We start from the raw sequence: 16,797 nt of genomic DNA on the forward strand, positions 1-16,797 counted from the left end.
GGCTTCAGGGCGTCGCTGGTTTCTGGGCCGTACCCAGCCCTGCCTTCGGCTTTGCCGGCGCGGGAGCCGCGGTCTTCATCTTCGCCTCGATCCAGCCGCTGTAATTGGCCAGCCGGGTATAGATGCCATAGGCGTCCTTGTGGCCGCAGGCCGCGCTGCCGTCGGCCGGGCCTTCGCCCCAGCTGACGACACCGACCTGGACCGGGCCGTCGGCGCCGGTCATGAACAGCGGGCCGCCGCTGTCGCCGTTGCAGGCATCACGCACACCACTGGTGGTACCGGCGCAGATCATGTTGCCGGTCAGCGGATCGGTCATGTCGGCGGCGATCGCATCGGCGGCGGCATCGATGCCTTTTTCGGAATAGCGCATGCGGTGGGACAGATCGCCAAGTGCCGCCTTCAGATCATGCGCGTAGATGGCCTTGATGCCGCTGTTGCAGGTACTGTTCGGCTGCAGATCGAGATCGGCGACCATCAGCGTGGTCGGGAACGTTCCGTCCTGCATCTTGCCCCAGCCGGTTACGGTGGTCTTGCCGTTGTCGGGGGTCGCCTCGCGCGTAAGCTTGATGGTCGGCGCGTCGGCCGGCTCGGCAAGCCGGAGCAGGCCGAGGTCGTTGTCGAGCGTCTGCTCGCTGTAACCCTCGTTGACGATGACCTCCACCACCTTGTGGCGCGTGCCTTCGCTGAGGTCGGTGGCGCCGGTCAGCACCGTGACCGAGTCCGGCGAGATCGGCTCGCCCTTGTCGTTGAGGCAGTGCGCCGCCGTCAGCACCCATTGCGGCGCGATCAAGCTGCCGCCGCAGAATTGCGCATTGGCCTGCGAGGCCGGGTTCTCGTCCAGCCTGGCGGTGGTGAGGAGTGCGACCTGGAACGGATAGGCGCCCTTTTCGGCCTGGTTGCCGCCATAGACGCGGTCGGCGCCGTCGGGGTTCTCCGCCGCTGCCTTGGCCCTGGCATCGGTCACCCGCTGCATCGGCGAGACGGCCGCCTCCGGCCTGACGGCGCTCTCGTCCGCCCGGACGGTGTTGATGAATGCAACCGCAGCAGCAACGCCGAGCAGCGACGCGGCAGCGATTGGCCCGAACAGATTTGTGATGTGCACCTGAACCTCCTGAGCAACTCTCCCATGCGGATCGGCCCAGGGCATTGTGCAAGGAGGTGTTGCCGGTTCGACGATCCGCATGCGCGCCGCATCGAAACGGCGCGCGATCGGTCACAAAACCGAATCCCACTTTTGCTAACCGTGCCCGCGAGCAGAACCCGCACAAAATCCTATAGCCCCCCACGGGCTACGTGGAAGCGATTTGTCATTGCCGATCTTGGATTATTTTAGGCAGTATATCCGTGCAGAATTTTTTTTGGCGGGGGCCTTGAAAATGACAGCCTAGAAGAACGCTCGCAGGAGATGCTGGCGAGCAAACTCATTTTTCCGGCGTCACCACGATCTCGACAATATTTCTGTATTTTGATCCAGTCCTTGCTGACTTTTGGGAGAGTCTCACCATGACAAAACTGACAAACCTCATGATGGTGTCCGCATTGCTTTCCACTGCAATGTGGACGGTCCCGGTTTTCGCCGCCGATCCTGGCTCCGCCAGTGCCGGTAGTGGCGAAAGTATGCGGGATGTATCTTCAGGCGACTTCAAGGCCGGTCGGGCAAAACCGATCACCACGCCGAAGCTTACCGACGAAGACAGCCGCGCCGCGCCGCTTGCTGATGAGGCGACGGCTGTCAAATCCTATGGCATCGTCGGACGGTCCGCCGATGGCAAGGAGATCAAGATCGAGCCGAGCGAAGCTCTGCGCGATCTCATCATCAAGGAGCTGAACGCTCCGGCCAATGGAGCGGATGGGGTCGAGCGCAAGACCGAAGATCCCGGGCTCGGAGAAGGCGAAGCCGGCCGACAGGTTTTCGGCCCTGATGACCGAGAGCAGGTCAGGAACACCAAGACCTATCCGTTCTCGGCAATCGGCTATCTCGAAGCCAAATCGCCGAAGACCGGCAGCTATGGCAGCTGCTCGGCAACGCTGATCGGCCCGCGCACGGTGCTCACCGCGGCGCACTGCCTCTACAGCCATGAGGACAAGGACTGGCTCTCGGAATATCTGTTCGTGCCGGGCCTCAATGGCAGCACTGCCGACGACGCCCCCTTCGGTGCCTTCTCCTATGAAAGCGCCTATGTGCTGCAGGGCTTCATCGACAACTACCAGGGCTATTACGGCTCGGTGATTCCGTGGGACCTGGGCATCATCACGCTGAAGCAGGATGTCGGCACCAACCTTGGCTGGCTTGGCTATGCCAATTATGACGATCTCGGCGACTTCACCGCCAATCTCGTCGGCTACCCCGGCGACAAGCCGATGGGCACGATGTGGAAGACAAGCTGCGAAGTGCGTGCCGAGAACATCGCTCCGGAATATTTCCAGTATGACTGCGATACGTTCCCGGGGTCGAGCGGCAGCTCGGTCTATGCCTATGACACGAACTCCAAGCAGCGCATCATCACCGGCGTCAACGTGGCGGAAAGCCCCGACGCGAATACCGCCGTGCGCCTGAACGCCGCGAACGTCCAGTGGATCAACAGCCTGTATAAATAACACGCGCCCGCGCGGTTGCGAAAAAGAGGCGGCGGGTCAATCCCGTCGCCTCGTGCCGATCGTTCCGCACGGGCTTCTCTTGCACGAGGCAGGCTCGCCAATTACGCGTGGCTTGCCAAGGGGGCGAGGCATCCAGGGGATCAATGCTGGGCGCGTTGATGCTTTCGACGGTTTTTGCCGATCCCGCCCCTGTCGGCGGTGCCTGGGCGGAGCGGGTGCAGTTCCTCTCCAGCCATGGCCAACCAGCAGCAGGCACGCATGAGGCGGACGCTGATCCTGGCTTTTCCCATCACTGTTTGGCTTCAGGCGCCGGTTGCCCATTGCGAACATAAGCCTCGATCGCCGTGGCGAAAGTAGGCGAACCCGCCTTGCGCTGCTTGTCGATATAGCCGGCAAAATAACTCCAGAACGAGACGGCATAATCACGAAAATAGGCATCGGTCACCTTGCGCGAGCACAGGTCGCCATCGACGCAAAAGGACAGACGGTTGAGGAAATAGACGATGCGGTCGAAATTCTCGCCGAAATCGGCGAGCGGCATGTCGCCACCGGAGGCTGTCATCGCCTCGATACCGATGCGTTGCCGGAAAACCTGTTCTTCCGTCGGCGAGGGGTTGGCGCTGAGCAGATTGTCGTATTTGGCGTTGAGGGCGGAGAGACGATCTTTCAAGGCCCGCTGCGCCTGCTGGTAGTCCTTGGTTTCCCAGAGCTCGACCAGCGACATGGTCTGTTCGACGCGCTTCTGTTCCTGGTTGGCCAGGAACTGGTAGACCGAGAATGCCAGGGTGAAGATGATGGCGAAACGCACCAGCATGCCCGACCAGGCATAGACGAGCATGCGCCAGTCGCGATCGGTAAAGGGATTGCTCTCCTTCTTGATCTCATGGCTGCTTGGCCAGGGGAAACCTTCCGTGGTCTCCGGCAGCATCTGCTTCGCCTCCGGCGCCTTGGCGGGCGCGGCCGCCTGTGTCTGTTTCGTCGTGCCCCCCGGCTTCTTCATTTGCAGCTGTCCAGTTCGATGGTGGCGGAGGGATCAAGCACGATGCCGGGCGCCTCAAGCTGCTTTTTCAGGCATGCGAGCTGCGGGCGCGAAACAATGAACTGCACGTCCGGCTCCGCCGGCGCCTTGTTGGGCGACGGCAGGGCTTCGACCACGCCACGTGAGGCGCAGCTCGAGAGATCGACCACCACCGCGTCACTGCTGGTCTTGGCGAACTGGTCGTACTGGTCGAGGAAGCACGTTGCCAGTTCCGAATTGATGATCACCTGCTTGGCGCAGAGGCCACAGCTGTCCTGGGCAGAGGCATTGGCAATCAGCAACAGGCCGCCGGCAAGTCCGGCAACCGTTCCGCGCCAGGAGAAAATAGACTTCGTCACAATCGATCCTATCTGCTTCATCCGGCCGCTGGGCTCTTGGGCTGCGGCTGGGAATGTTCTCATATCGCGCCAATCGCGCAAGTGCCGGAACCTGGGCCATGCGGCCCGGTGGCGGAGATCAGGCGCGCGGCACTGTCTCCATCGGGAAGATCATCACCGCGCCCTTCGGGCCGCCCTTGTCGGCAAGCCGCATCACCGAGCGGGTCGGCGGCGCCATGCCGATATCGGCGAGCATGTCGGAGAAGCTGGCGGGACCGAGGCCGCGCGTTATCGACGTGACGCCCTCCTGTGCCAGGAAGCTCAGATCTTCCTTTTCGCTTTCCGGCGGCGCCTCGGTCAGCACCGCGATCATCCGCTCCATGCCGAAGCTGGTGTCGGTGAAGGCGAGCAGCCCTTCCTCCAGCGTGGCCCGCGGCGCGAGGCGCTCGGCGACGATGTGGGTGATCGAATAGTCGCTGCCGACATAGAGCACGTTGATGTCGACCAGTTGGTCCGAGCTGTTTTTGGCCAGCACATGCACTTCATCGCCGGGCGAGACGCGCGGCACCACCGACGCCTGCAGCGGCTCCAGGCCATCCTTGTCAAGGCGTTTGACCTGGAACTGGACGTCGACGTCCTCGGGCTTGTAGTCGGAGGCCGCCGCCAGCCGCGAAAGGCCGGTGGCGCGGAAGATGGTGCGCAAATTCCTGGTCGTGGCGTCGACCAGCTTCTGGCGGTCGTGCGGATGGATGATGACCAGCGGCGGCTTGCCGCCGTCCTTCAAGGTCACGTCACCGGACGCCGGCAGGAACCACAGCGCCGGTTTGCCGGTGGCGTCCCCGGCGGCGCCTGCAATGGCGTTCTCGCGCATCACGGCGAAGCGCAACTCGGCGCTCTTGCCGGGATCGACCAGCTCTATATTGAAGCCGGTTTCCTTGGCCGCGGCCAGTTCGTCCAGAACCGAATTGACCAGCGTGGTTTCCTTCTCCAGCTCCTTGGCCGCGGCCGGCCGCGCGACGGTGAGCTTGTAGTCGACGGCGATCTCCGCCACCCGCGCATAGGCGTTGGCGGGAATGTCGGCGAGCTTCAGCGCAGGCTTGTTCTCGAACTCGACCGGCTTGACCTGGCTCTCCAGGTTCTTTGCCGACCGCACTTCGAGATAGCCGACCGCGTCGGACAGCGACGACAGTGCCGAGGGCAGGATGGCAAGCTTGCTTCCGGGCGTCAGGCGATGCAGCAGCCCGGCGCCGATCGTCGCCTCACCGTCCTTGACGACGATGGGCCACTGCATGACCGCTTCTGTCTTGTCGGTGCCGAAGACGCGCGCGTCGAGTTCGCCCTCGAACAGCGGCGTCGGCCGGGTGCGGCTGTCGGCGGAATATTGCTGCAGAACGGCCTGGCCAAGCTGGCGGTAGGTGACGTTGGGGTTTTCGGCGAGCTTCGACAGGATGGTGAAGGTGAAAAGGCCAAAGCGTGGCGCGTCCGCCGTACCCTTGGGCAGCGGCATCTCCGGCGTCGTCTCCACCGTCTGAGCGGCGTAGAAGGCGACCAGCTTGCCCTTGGTGATCGGCTCGGCGCCGGTCGGCGTCAGGTTGAAGGCGGGCTTGCGCGTGCCATTCTCGTCAAGGCCGCGCGATGCGCTTGCGACCGTGTCCTCATAGGTCTTGACGGCCGCCGCCCTTGCGGCCTCGTCGCCGCCGACCAGATCGGCGAATTCGACCTTGCGCTCCAACTCGTCATCGACCTCGACGGCACGGGTCGCGGTGCCGGAATGGCAGCAGTCGAACACGGCCCAGACAAACGCGCCCTTGTCGCGGATGGCGTCGAGCGCGTCGCCGATCTCATTGTCGACCAGCGCGTTCGGCACGCCGGCGTCGCGGTTGACCCACTTCTCGATGTCGACCGGCAGGAAAATCTCGTCGAGCCCGTCGGTCTCGTCGCCCTTGACCATTTCAGGCTGCTGGGCGCCGTGGCCCGACAGATGCAGATAGACGAAGTCGTCGCGCTGAACCTTGGCCGCAAGGTCGGCGAGTGCCGCCTTGATCGCCGCGTGGGTCGGCAGTCCTTTGGCGCCGGGTACATCCTTGGCGAGCAGCGTGACGTTCTCCGGCGCGAACCGCACCGGGTCCGGCACGTTTTTCAGCAGATACTCGTGCACCAGGCCGGCATCGTTGTTCGGCCCGATCAGCCAGTTCCTCTGCGGCAAGGCAGGATATTCGGTGCAAGCCACCAGCAGCGCATGATAGGTGCGCGATGCCGCAAGTGCCCGGAACGAAACCGTAGCGGCCGCTATCAGCGCGGACGTGCCGACAAGCAGCGTCCGGCGTGTCAATTTGATCATATTGCTTCCCCAAGCCCGATCGAATTTCCCAAGCGAGATTACCCTCGTCGAGGATTTTGTCAGTATTTTGAATGTTGCCGCTGATCAGGCCTGCCATAATCAAATGTGGCGGAACGCCGTCGATTGGTCCCGGACAACAACAGAAGAGTAGCAAAGACGACGGTTCGTCGCTATTTGAATGGGATCGGGCCGTTTGCACCGGCAAACAGCCTGCGGATGGCGCAGAACAAGTTGGAACAGGACCATGGCCGCGAGGGATGTGCTGACGAAAAACCAGTTGTGCGTGCTCGAGAAGCTCGAGACCGCCAGCGGGCCGCTCAGCGCCTATACCTTGCTCGACCAGTTGCGTGAGCGCGGCTTCCGCGCGCCGCTGCAGGTCTATCGCGCGCTCGACACGCTGGTGAAGTCCGGCTTTGTGCACCGGCTGGAAAGCATCAATTCCTTCGTCGCCTGCGCCGAGCCGCATGACCACAGTCATTCGATGACCGCTTTCGCGATCTGCGACACGTGCGGACAGGTGACCGAAATGTCGGATCACGACGTCGACCACCGGCTGAACGAATGGGTCAGTTCGACGGGCTTTGCCGCGAAGAAGGCGGTGATCGAGTTTCGTGGCGTGTGTGCGAAGTGCCGGGCCGAGGCTGCCTGAAGTCTAGTCAGTGATAAGAAAATCTTCGATGCTGGAGGGGCAGCCCCTCTGTCCTGCCGGACATCTCCCCCGCAAGTGGGGAGATCAGCTGTCGTTTCTGCCTTCGCCAATTACCCTATGCTGAAATAAAAGCGCTGCCCGCGAAGATGCCGATCTCCCCCTGTGGGGGAGATGCCCGGCAGGGCAGAGGGATGTGAAGGAACGCGACCTGGTGGCCGCGGGCGCCTCACAGCCTCAATGAGCCTCGTCCCAGTTGTTGGCGGCCCGCGCGTCGACGTGCAGCGGTACTGACATTGACACCGCGGGCATCGCCGCGTTCTCCATGACGTGGCGCACGACGGGGATCGTCGTGTCGACTTCCGCTTCGACCGTTTCGAAGATCAGTTCGTCATGCACCTGCAGGAGCATGCGGGCCGACAGTTTGGCCTTCTCCAGCGCTTCCTCCATGCGCACCATGGCGCGGCGGATGATGTCGGCGGCGGTGCCTTGCAGGCGGGCGTTGATCGAGGCGCGCTCGTTGAAAGCACGCAGCGACGGGTTGGACGAGCGGATATCGGGATAATGGATGCGGCGGCCGAAGATCGTTTCGACGAAGCCGTGCTCGCGGGCATAGGCCTTGGTCTCCTCGATGTAATCGCGGATGCCAGGGAAGCGCTCGAAGTACTTCTTGATATAGTTGCTGGCTTCCTCACGCGGAATCGACAGCTGGTTGGCGAGGCCGAAGGCCGAGATACCGTAGATGATGCCGAAATTGATCGCCTTGGCGCGGCGGCGTATCTCGGAAGGCATGCCTTCCACGGGAACGTTGAACATTTCCGATGCGGTGATGGCGTGGATATCGGCGCCATCGGCGAAAGCCTGCCGCAGCTGCGGGATCTCGGCGACATGGGCAAGCACGCGCAGTTCGATCTGGCTGTAATCAGCCGAGACCAGCCGGTTGCCCTTGTCGGCGATAAAGGCGGTCCTGATCTTGCGGCCTTCGGCGGTGCGCACCGGAATGTTCTGCAGGTTCGGGTCGGATGATGACAACCGCCCGGTCGTCGTCGCGGCCAGCGCGTAGGAGGTGTGGACGCGTTTTGTGTCGGGGTGGATGAAGCCGGGCAGCGCATCGGTATAGGTCGATTTCAGCTTGGTGAGCTGGCGCCAGTCGACGATCTTGCGCGGCAATTCGTGGCCCTCGGCGGCAAGGTCTTCCAGCAGCTGCGCCGAGGTCGACCATTGCCCGGTTTTGGTCTTGGAGCCGCCGGGCAGGCCCATGCGGCCGAACAGGATGTCGCCGAGCTGCTTGGGCGAGCCGATGTTGATGCGTTCGCCGATGAGTTGGTAGATTTCCTCTTCGAGCCGGGCGGCACCTTGCGCCAATTCGCCCGACAGCCTGGACAGGATCTGCCTGTCGACCGAGATGCCGCGCTGTTCCATCCGCGCCAGCACCGGCACCAGCGGCCGCTCCAGCCGCTCATAGACCGAGACCAGGCCCTTGGCGGCAAGCCGGGGCTTCAGCACTAGCCAGAGCCGCAGCGTCACGTCGGCGTCCTCGGCGGCGTGCGCGGTCGCCTTGTCGATGTCGACCTGGTCGAAACCGACCGAGCTCTTGCCGGAGCCGGTGACGTCCTTGAGCTGGAGCGGGGTGTGGCCAAGCCATTTCTCGGCCAGCGCGTCCATGCCGTGACCATGCGGAGTGCCGGCGTCGAGCACATAGGAGATCAGCATGGTGTCGTCGAACGGCGCGACGTCGATGCCGTAGCGGCTCATGATGACCAGGTCGTATTTCAGGTTCTGCGCGATCTTGAGGACCGATTTGTCCTCGAGCAGCGGTTTCAGCACCGCCAGCGCCTCGCGAAGCGGGATCTGGTTCTCGAGCGTGCCGCCGCCGAGCAGGTCACCATTGCCGCTCTTGTGGGCGAAGGGAATGTAGCCGGCGCGGCCGGGCGCCGTGGCTATCGCCATGCCGATCAGTTCGGCCTGCATGGGATCGGCCGATGTCGCCCTGACGTCGAAGGCGGCGACGCCGGTCTCCCGCGCCTCTGCGACCCATGCCTTCAAGGTCGAGATATCGCGAATGCAGGTGTAGGCCGAGGTGTCGATCTTGCGGGTTGCCGCGCGCTCCAGCCGCAAGGCCGAGAGCAGGGAAGGGGTATCGCCTTGCTTCGCGACGTCCGTCGCGGGCGCCGTTGCGTCCTCGGCTTGACCTGGCCCCGTGGCGGCACCGCTCCGGGCCATAACCGGCGATCCGGCGCCCACATCGGGGCCATGTGCGTTGTCGGCGCGCTCGACGGTCACCGCGACGGCCTGGACGTCGCCGGCCTCGGTGCCGGTCGCTTCCGCCACTCGGCGGGTCAGCGAGGTGAATTCCATTGTCTTCAAGAAGCCGATCAGCTTCGGCCCGTCGGGCGCGTGGAGGACGAAATCGTCCAACCCCTCGGCCACCGGCACGTCGTTCTTCAGCGTCACCAATTGGCGTGAGATCAGCGCCTTGTCGGTATTGGCGATGATCGATTCGCGCCTCTTTTCCTGCTTGATCTCGCCGGCACGGGTCAACAGGCCATCGAGGTCGCCGAACTGCTCCAGCAACTGCGCCGCCGTCTTCGGCCCGATGCCGGGCACGCCAGGCACATTGTCGACCGAGTCGCCGGTCAACGCCTGCAGATCGACCATCTTTTCCGGCGGCACGCCCCATTTCTCGATGACCTCGGGAATGCCGATCTGGCGATCCTTCATCGGGTCGTACATGCCGACCGTATCGCCGACCAGCTGCATCAGGTCCTTGTCGGAGGAGATGATGGTGGTGTCTCCGCCGGCTTCGCATGCCAGCCGGCAATAGGTGGCGATCAGATCGTCGGCCTCGAAGCCTTCCATCTCGATGCATGGCAGGTTGAACGCCTTGGTCGCCTGGCGGATCAGGCCGAATTGCGGGATCAGGTCCTCGGGCGGCGCCGAACGGTTGGCCTTGTATTCGGGGTAGAGATCGTTGCGGAAGGTTTTGGAGGAATAGTCGAAGATGACCGCGAGATGCGTCGGCACGATGCCTACATCGGTGTTGCGGGCATCCTGCATCAGCTTCCACAGCATGTTGCAGAAACCGGAAACAGCGCCGACCGGCAGGCCGTCGGATTTGCGGGTCAGCGGCGGCAGGGCGTGATAGGCCCGGAAGATGTAGCCGGAACCGTCGATGAGGAAGAGATGGTCGCCTTTTTTCATGCCGGCAGGGATAGCGCGGCGCGATGGCTTGGTCCATGCCAAAGACATCCCCGGATATCGGTTCCGTCAACACCCTGACAGATTGGCTTATAAAGCTCCGCTCACGGGCACGTTACAAAAGTGTAACGTTGATGCCCTTGAATCGCCACCTTCACAGACCCAAATACACCTCATCGGCAGTTTTCGCCGAAGTCCGGAGCAAGGCCCGTCCCCCGCCTATCCCGGGCAACTGCGGCAGCCTATCCCCCCTCTCCGGGCTGCCGCATCGTTTCGAGTATGAGGCCGCCGTGGTTCCCCCTCCACCACGGCGGTCTTTTTTTGCCTTGCGGCGGCTGTTGCGGGCCGTGGTCCAATGGTCCCGGGCTTTTCGTTTCGCCGCTCTGCCTTTACGGTTCCGGCACTGAATCGAAAGGCTTGCCAAATGTCCGCAGTTTCCCCCGTCCTCGACCGCCTCGACCAGAATCTCGACCAGAGCCTGGAACGCCTGTTCGGCCTGCTCAGGATCAAGTCGATCTCCACCGATCCCGCCTATGCCGCCGACTGCCGCAAGGCGGCGGAATGGCTGGTGGCGGAGCTCAAGCTGATCGGCTTCGATGCCAGCGTGCGCGATACGCCAGGACATCCGATGGTGGTCGCGCATCATGACGGGCCGGCTGGTTCACCGCATGTGTTGTTCTATGGCCATTACGACGTGCAGCCGGTCGATCCGATCGAACTCTGGGAAAACGATCCGTTCGCGCCAGCGATCAAGGAGGTTGGACCCGACCACAAGGTGATCACAGGGCGTGGCTCGGCCGACGACAAGGGCCAGTTGATGACTTTTGTCGAGGCTTGCCGCGCCTGGAAGCAGGTGCATGGCAATCTGCCGTGTCGTATCACCATCCTGTTCGAGGGTGAGGAGGAATCGGGCTCGCCGTCGCTGAAACCGTTCCTCGAAGCCAACGCCGAAGAGCTCAAGGCCGACTTCGCGCTGGTCTGCGATACCGGCATGTGGAACCGCGATACGCCGTCGATCTGCGTGGCACTGCGCGGGCTGGTCGGCGAGGAGATCACGGTGAAGGCCGCGGACCGCGACCTGCATTCGGGGCTCTATGGCGGTGCCGCCGCCAACCCGATCCGCATCCTGGCCAGGGTGCTGGCCGACATCCACGACAAGGATGGCCACATCACCATTCCGGGTTTCTATGACGGTGTCGAGGAGACGCCTTCGCAGGTGCTGAAATCCTGGGAGACGCTGGGCGAGACGGCCGAGACCTTCCTTGGACCCGTTGGCCTGTCCATCCCGTCCGGCGAAAAGGGCCGCTCGGTGCTGGAATTGACCTGGGCGCGGCCGACAGCCGAGTTCAACGGCATCATTGGCGGCTACACCGGCAAGGGGTTCAAGACAGTGATCGCGGCGGAGGCCTCCGCCAAGGTGTCGTTCCGCCTCGTCCACAAGCAGGATCCCAAGAAAATCCGCGCCGCCTTCCAGAAATTCGTCGAGGAGCGAATTCCGGCCGACTGCTCGGTAGAATTCCATCCGCATGGCGGCTCGCCGGCAATCCAGCTTTCCTACGACTCGCCTTTCCTGGCCAAGGCCAAGGACGCGCTGTCCGACGAATGGCCCAAGCCCGCGGTGACGACCGGCAGCGGCGGCTCTATTCCCGTGGTCGGCGACTTCCAGACCTATCTCGGCATGGAATCGCTGCTGGTCGGGTTCGGCCTCGACGACGACCGCATCCACTCGCCCAACGAGAAATACGAGTTGAGCTCCTTCCACAAGGGGCAGCGCTCCTGGGCCCGCATTCTGGACGCGCTGACGCGCTGAGCGCGGAAAAGTCGTTTTCCTGTTGATTTTTCACCGGATCGCGGCGAGGACGGGATACGCCGCGACCGGAGAAGACAATGGCCGACATCCGTTTCCACAAGCATGATCTGCCCGACCTCATGCATTACAATGTCGGGGCAGTGGCCATCGACACCGAGACGCTGGGGCTGAACCCGCATCGCGACCGGCTCTGCGTGGTGCAGATTTCGCCTGGCGACGGCAGCGCCGACGTCATCCAGATCGCACCCGGCCAGAAGAAGGCGCCGAACCTCGTCAGCCTGCTCAGGAACCGCGGCGTGACGAAGCTGTTCCACTACGGGCGCTTCGATCTCGCCGTGCTTTACAATGCCTTCGGGGTGATGCCTGAGCCGGTGTTCTGCACCAAGATCGCGTCGCGGCTGACACGCACCTATACCGACCGGCACGGGTTGAAGGACATCTGCTTCGAGTTGCTCGGCGTCGGCCTGTCCAAGGCGCAGCAATCATCGGACTGGGCGGCCGAGACGCTGTCTCCCGAACAGCTCGAATATGCCGCTTCCGACGTGCTCTATCTGCACCGGCTGCGCGACGTGCTGGCCGGGCGGCTGGCGCGCGATGGGCGGACAAAGGAGGCCGATGCCTGCTTCCGCTTCTTGCCGACTCGGGCCAAGCTTGACCTGATGGGCTGGGACGAAGAGGATATCTTCGCACACAGCTGACCGCCTTCGCGACGATCCGCGCCCGACGGACGGTTGGGAACCAGATGCCGGCCGTGGCGTTCTGTGGGCTGAAAAAGGGGGACGAAATGGTGGACAGGAAGCCGATATCGACCGCGCCGACCGATGGCTCCAAGGTCACCATCACCTGGAAGGACGGCGACGGCGTTCTCAACGAATCCATCGGGCAATACCGCGATGACGGCTGGTGGGTCTATACCGACAGCCATACGCAAAAGAAGGTCGAGCCGACCAGCTGGCGGCCGACTTCCGGCGACGACGACGATCAATGAGCGCCGCTGGCGGGGCCAGCTGCTTTCGAATAGCCTGAAGCCGTTGATATCGGGGCCGATTCGGAGCCTTCCGCTCCGCGCTCGCCCTCTTGCTCGGAGGAAATCGCCATGGGCGTCGAAAGCCTTCTCGTCTTCATCATCATTGGTGCCATTGCCGGCTGGCTTGCCGGTCTCATCGTTTCCGGTTTCGGCTTCGGCCTGATCGGCAACATCATCGTCGGCATCGTCGGCGCCTTCATCGCCGGCTGGCTGTTCCCGCGGATCGGTTTCTCCATAGGCGGCGGCATCATCGCTTCCATCATCCATGCCACGATCGGCGCCATCATCCTTTTGGTGCTGGTCAAGGTTCTGAAGCGAGCCTGAGGCTCGAAACGACAAAGGGCGCGCCGTGAAACAAAACACACTCTACCTCCTCATTGGCGCGCTCGTCGTCGTCGTCATCGCGCTTGGCGCCTATGTCTACCGCGAGCAGACGAAGCCGAAAGGCGTCGAGCTCAAGATCGACGACAAGGGCATTTCGATCCAGCAGAACTGAGCCAGCCGCCGATTTGGGATGCGTCATGCCGCTTGATTTCCGGATGGCGGGCAGACTCGATCGAGGAGGGCGATGACCTGCGAGGAGCGGACGCTGGCCCTTTTCGCGCTGCCGTCGATGCGCGGTGGCGTTGAAAATTGCCGGAAGGCGGGGCCGTTGCTTCGGCGTAGTGCCGGAGGCGTGATCAAACCCCGATATGGAATTAGATGACGGATCGGCGCTTCGGCGCTATGATGTCGACACAGGGCGTTTGGGGTCAACCAACCTATTGCTAGGAGGTTGCCATGAAACACCAAACACTGGACCAACTGCATGCAGTGGCCGAGGTCAACAAACAGCCGGTAATGAGCCGAACCCAACGTCTCGTGCGTTGGGCCGAGCTTCTTGAACGTGAGCCCAGCCGGCTGCTCACCGCGCTTGCCGGGACCGAATACCGTGCGCCGCCCGAGCGCGATGTCATGCGAGGCGATGGCTCGCCGATAGCGGTTGCCTTCACGGACCCCATATTGCACGACGAGGGTCTGAAAGACGACAGCTATGGCGAAGCCAAGCGCTTCTTCGAGTTGACCGACCACCAACTGCACGAAATCGTCTGCTACTGCCATGTCGGCGAGGTTATGCAATCGTCCAGGGCAGCGCTCTCGGTTCGTGCCGCGATCGGCTGACGCATGTCCACCAGGTGATCACCTGGTGACGGGTGATTTAGGGCGCGGTCGAACGCGAAGTTGCAACCATTTGCGATCGCGCCCTAACGAGGAACATGTCCGCGACCGCTTGGCTCGCGGCTGAGAGTGTTTGGGCCTGGCGTCCCAGACAAAAGTGCCACCGCCAGGATTGTTCTGTCGCGGTGGGCCGCTTGCCGGCGCCAAGATCAGGACCTCGAACCGAGCGCCAACTGCCGGACCCCAGGCATTTGATTATCAATCGCCTTGAATTTTTCCGACTTAACCCGCCCTTAAATCGCCGCATCTACTCTTCAACTCGGACGCCATTGGCCCCGGGGATATCAAGCACAGCGCATGGCGAACCGCAGAGACAGCCGCATCGAGCCCAGTTTCGAGGGACCGCCACAGGCGCGATCCCAGCCGGGTCTTTCGGTGAGCGAGGAGGACCGCGTCGTGCCAAGCAACCGCAAAGCCTCCGCCAAACGCAAATCGTCGAAGGCGAAATCGTCGCGCGGTGGGCGTGGCAGAAGCCGGCGCGGCCTGTTCGGCGTGCTTGGCCGGCTGTTCTACTGGTGCTTCGTGCTCGCCATCTGGGGCGGCATCGCGGTGGCCGGCGTCGTCATCTACTACGGCGCCAAGATGCCGGCGGCCACGACCTGGTCGATCCCCGACCGCGCTCCCAACATCAAGATTGTTTCGGCTGATGGTCAGTTGCTCGCCAATCGCGGCATGAGCGGCGGTGAAGCCGTCGGCCTGCACGAAATGTCGCCCTATATTCCAGAAGCCGTCATCGCCATCGAGGATCGCCGGTTCTATTCGCATTTCGGTGTCGACCCGATCGGCCTGTCGCGCGCCATGGTGACGAACCTGCTCGGCGGGCATTTCTCGCAAGGCGGCTCGACGCTGACGCAGCAATTGGCGAAAAACCTGTTCCTCAAGCCCGACCGCACACTGGAGCGTAAGGTGCAGGAGGTGCTGCTGGCGCTGTGGCTGGAGCACAAGCACACCAAGGACCAGATCCTCGAAATGTACCTCAACCGGGTTTATTTCGGCTCCGGCGCCTATGGCGTGGAAGCGGCTTCGCGCCGCTATTTCGGCAAGAGCGCGCGCGACGTCACCCTGTCGGAAGCAGCCCTGCTGGCCGGCTTGCTGAAAGCACCGTCGCGGTTGTCGCCGGCGCGCGATCCGAAGGCCGCCGAGGAGCGTTCGCAACTGGTACTCGCCGCCATGCGCGAGGAGGGCAAGATCAGCGACAAGGAGCTGAAGACGGCGCTCAGCGCGCCGGCGACGCGCTCGCCGTCCTACTGGACGGGCTCGGAAAACTATGTCGCCGACGCCATCATGGAAGAACTGCCCGACCTGATCGGCGATGTTCGCGGCGATATCGTCATCGATTCTACCGTCGACCTGAACCTGCAGAAACTTGCCGAGCAATCGATCCGCAAACTGATCGACGACAGCGGCAAGAAGCTCAACGTCACCCAGGGCGCGCTGGTGTCGATCGACGATTCCGGCGCGGTGCGTGCCATGGTCGGCGGCTATGACTATTCGACCAGCCAGTTCGACCGCGCCTCGGAAGCGCGCCGCCAGCCCGGCTCGGCGTTCAAGCCGTTTGTCTATATGGCCGCCCTTGAGGCGGGCCGCACGCCCGACAGTGTGCGCAACGACGCGCCGATCAAGATCGGCAATTGGACACCCGACAATTACGGCGGCAAGTACTTTGGCAAGGTGACACTGGCGACGGCTCTGGCCAAATCGCTGAACTCGGTCGCCGCGCAGCTGACGATGGAGGTCGGGCCGAACGCGGTGGTCGAGGCCGCGCACCGCATGGGCATCCAGTCCGATTTGCAGGCCAACACCTCGATTGCGCTCGGCACTTCGGAAGTGACGCCGCTTGAGTTGACCTCGGCCTATGTGCCGTTCGCCAATGGCGGCTACAAGCCGGACATCCATTTCATCCGCCGCATCACCACCGCCGAGGGCAAGGTGCTCTATGACAGCGGTGGCGGCAACGCGCCGCGTGTCGTCAAGCCCGAGATCGTCGGCATGATGAATTCGATGATGATGGGCACGGTCGAGTTCGGCTCGGCAAAGAAGGCGGCCTTCGCCTGGCCGTCGGCCGGCAAGACCGGCACCAGCCAGAATTCGCGCGATGCCTGGTTCGTCGGCTACACCGCCAATCTCACCACCGGCGTGTGGTTCGGCAATGACGACGGCACGGCGATGAAGAAGGTGACCGGTGGTGCTCTGCCGGCGCAGGCCTGGCATGAGTTCATGGTCGCCGCGCATGAAGGCGTACCGGTACGGCCGCTGCCCGGCACCTGGAAGTCGACGCCGGCCGATACGATCGTGCCCGACGACATACCTTCGGCCGACAACAACCAGCAGGCGCCGGTTCCGTCGGTATCCGTTGGCCAGCAGGCGCCGGCCGCGCAGCCGGCGGCGCCGGCCCGCGTGGCGCGGCCTGCCCAGACCGTCGATGCCGACGGCTTCAACATGCCCGCGGACGACGGCACCACCGCTTCGGTGGGCCATCCCGTGCCGCCAGGCAGCGTCGGCGGCCCGCTCAAGAAGCGGCAGACCTCGATCCTGGATATTCTTGGCGGCGGCTGAGACTGTCTTCCCTAGCGGCGTCAATCCGCCTCTCGCCAGCGCCACGG

Annotated in this window: 14 protein-coding genes; 9 read left to right on the forward strand and 5 right to left on the reverse strand. The window is 63.2% G+C overall.

Features of this window, described 5'->3' with window-relative positions:
• Window positions 1–4 precede the first annotated feature (4 nt).
• Window positions 5–1,102 (reverse strand): S1 family serine peptidase, encoded by a 1,098-nt coding sequence (locus AC07SZ_RS15505; protein WP_056577857.1) that lies wholly within the window; start codon window positions 1,100–1,102, stop codon window positions 5–7.
• A gap of 401 nt (window positions 1,103–1,503) precedes the next feature.
• On the opposite strand from AC07SZ_RS15505, the gene AC07SZ_RS15510 reads away from it, so the two are divergent.
• On the forward strand, window positions 1,504–2,598 hold the full coding sequence (locus AC07SZ_RS15510; RefSeq protein WP_494914925.1) for a trypsin-like serine peptidase: 1,095 nt from the start codon (window positions 1,504–1,506) through the stop codon (window positions 2,596–2,598).
• Between the two features lie 289 nt (window positions 2,599–2,887).
• On the opposite strand, the gene AC07SZ_RS15515 is transcribed toward AC07SZ_RS15510, so the two are convergent.
• From AC07SZ_RS15515 to AC07SZ_RS15525, 3 genes are all read right to left on the reverse strand, one after another.
• The gene (locus AC07SZ_RS15515) at window positions 2,888–3,598 is read right to left on the reverse strand and encodes a DUF4760 domain-containing protein (RefSeq protein ID WP_494914927.1); all 711 of its coding nucleotides are present in this window, start codon (window positions 3,596–3,598) and stop codon (window positions 2,888–2,890) included.
• Window positions 3,595–3,975 (reverse strand): hypothetical protein, encoded by a 381-nt coding sequence (locus tag AC07SZ_RS15520; protein ID WP_056577958.1) that lies wholly within the window; start codon window positions 3,973–3,975, stop codon window positions 3,595–3,597. The genes AC07SZ_RS15515 and AC07SZ_RS15520 overlap by 4 nt, the downstream gene beginning before the upstream one ends.
• 118 nt (window positions 3,976–4,093) lie before the next feature.
• Window positions 4,094–6,295 (reverse strand): caspase family protein, encoded by a 2,202-nt coding sequence (locus AC07SZ_RS15525; protein ID WP_494914929.1) that lies wholly within the window; start codon window positions 6,293–6,295, stop codon window positions 4,094–4,096.
• A gap of 244 nt (window positions 6,296–6,539) precedes the next feature.
• Between AC07SZ_RS15525 and AC07SZ_RS15530 the strand changes: the two genes are divergently transcribed.
• Window positions 6,540–6,944 (forward strand): Fur family transcriptional regulator, encoded by a 405-nt coding sequence (locus AC07SZ_RS15530; RefSeq protein ID WP_056577850.1) that lies wholly within the window; start codon window positions 6,540–6,542, stop codon window positions 6,942–6,944.
• A gap of 234 nt (window positions 6,945–7,178) precedes the next feature.
• On the opposite strand, the gene polA is transcribed toward AC07SZ_RS15530, so the two are convergent.
• Complete coding sequence (gene polA, locus AC07SZ_RS15535) at window positions 7,179–10,142, reverse strand: DNA polymerase I (RefSeq protein WP_494915177.1); 2,964 nt, start codon at window positions 10,140–10,142, stop codon at window positions 7,179–7,181.
• A 421-nt stretch (window positions 10,143–10,563) separates the two neighbouring features.
• Between polA and AC07SZ_RS15540 the strand changes: the two genes are divergently transcribed.
• From AC07SZ_RS15540 to AC07SZ_RS15570, 7 genes are all read left to right on the forward strand, one after another.
• Window positions 10,564–11,949: a M20/M25/M40 family metallo-hydrolase gene (locus AC07SZ_RS15540; RefSeq protein WP_172372144.1), complete on the forward strand. Its 1,386-nt coding sequence runs from the start codon at window positions 10,564–10,566 to the stop codon at window positions 11,947–11,949.
• A gap of 77 nt (window positions 11,950–12,026) precedes the next feature.
• On the forward strand, window positions 12,027–12,647 hold the full coding sequence (locus tag AC07SZ_RS15545; RefSeq protein ID WP_494914932.1) for a ribonuclease D: 621 nt from the start codon (window positions 12,027–12,029) through the stop codon (window positions 12,645–12,647).
• 86 nt (window positions 12,648–12,733) lie between these two features.
• On the forward strand, window positions 12,734–12,937 hold the full coding sequence (locus AC07SZ_RS15550; protein WP_494914934.1) for a hypothetical protein: 204 nt from the start codon (window positions 12,734–12,736) through the stop codon (window positions 12,935–12,937).
• 108 nt (window positions 12,938–13,045) lie between these two features.
• A complete protein-coding gene (locus AC07SZ_RS15555; protein WP_027056594.1) occupies window positions 13,046–13,300 on the forward strand; it encodes a GlsB/YeaQ/YmgE family stress response membrane protein in 255 nt (84 codons plus the stop codon).
• 25 nt (window positions 13,301–13,325) lie between these two features.
• Window positions 13,326–13,472, forward strand: coding sequence for a hypothetical protein (locus AC07SZ_RS15560; RefSeq protein WP_027031097.1), 147 nt, complete (start codon window positions 13,326–13,328; stop codon window positions 13,470–13,472).
• Window positions 13,473–13,756: 284 nt separating this feature from the next.
• Window positions 13,757–14,137, forward strand: a complete 381-nt coding sequence (locus AC07SZ_RS15565; protein WP_494914936.1) for a hypothetical protein — start codon at window positions 13,757–13,759, stop codon at window positions 14,135–14,137.
• 354 nt (window positions 14,138–14,491) lie between these two features.
• The gene (locus AC07SZ_RS15570; protein ID WP_056577840.1) at window positions 14,492–16,750 is read left to right on the forward strand and encodes a transglycosylase domain-containing protein; all 2,259 of its coding nucleotides are present in this window, start codon (window positions 14,492–14,494) and stop codon (window positions 16,748–16,750) included.
• Window positions 16,751–16,797 lie beyond the last annotated feature (47 nt).

Source organism: Mesorhizobium sp. GW821-FHT07A06, from assembly GCF_059419085.1.

What these genes read in the sequence shown, in the direction of transcription:
- AC07SZ_RS15530 (WP_056577850.1), top strand. Translation starts at nt 6,540, where the DNA reads ATGGCCGCGAGGGATGTGCTGACGAAAAACCAGTTGTGCGTGCTCGAG.
- AC07SZ_RS15545 (WP_494914932.1), top strand. Translation starts at nt 12,027, where the DNA reads ATGGCCGACATCCGTTTCCACAAGCATGATCTGCCCGACCTCATGCAT.
- AC07SZ_RS15570 (WP_056577840.1), top strand. Translation starts at nt 14,492, where the DNA reads ATGGCGAACCGCAGAGACAGCCGCATCGAGCCCAGTTTCGAGGGACCG.
- AC07SZ_RS15550 (WP_494914934.1), top strand. Translation starts at nt 12,734, where the DNA reads ATGGTGGACAGGAAGCCGATATCGACCGCGCCGACCGATGGCTCCAAG.
- polA (WP_494915177.1), bottom strand. Translation starts at nt 10,142, where the DNA reads ATGAAAAAAGGCGACCATCTCTTCCTCATCGACGGTTCCGGCTACATC.
- AC07SZ_RS15555 (WP_027056594.1), top strand. Translation starts at nt 13,046, where the DNA reads ATGGGCGTCGAAAGCCTTCTCGTCTTCATCATCATTGGTGCCATTGCC.
- AC07SZ_RS15515 (WP_494914927.1), bottom strand. Translation starts at nt 3,598, where the DNA reads ATGAAGAAGCCGGGGGGCACGACGAAACAGACACAGGCGGCCGCGCCC.
- AC07SZ_RS15510 (WP_494914925.1), top strand. Translation starts at nt 1,504, where the DNA reads ATGACAAAACTGACAAACCTCATGATGGTGTCCGCATTGCTTTCCACT.
- AC07SZ_RS15565 (WP_494914936.1), top strand. Translation starts at nt 13,757, where the DNA reads ATGAAACACCAAACACTGGACCAACTGCATGCAGTGGCCGAGGTCAAC.
- AC07SZ_RS15540 (WP_172372144.1), top strand. Translation starts at nt 10,564, where the DNA reads ATGTCCGCAGTTTCCCCCGTCCTCGACCGCCTCGACCAGAATCTCGAC.
- AC07SZ_RS15525 (WP_494914929.1), bottom strand. Translation starts at nt 6,295, where the DNA reads ATGATCAAATTGACACGCCGGACGCTGCTTGTCGGCACGTCCGCGCTG.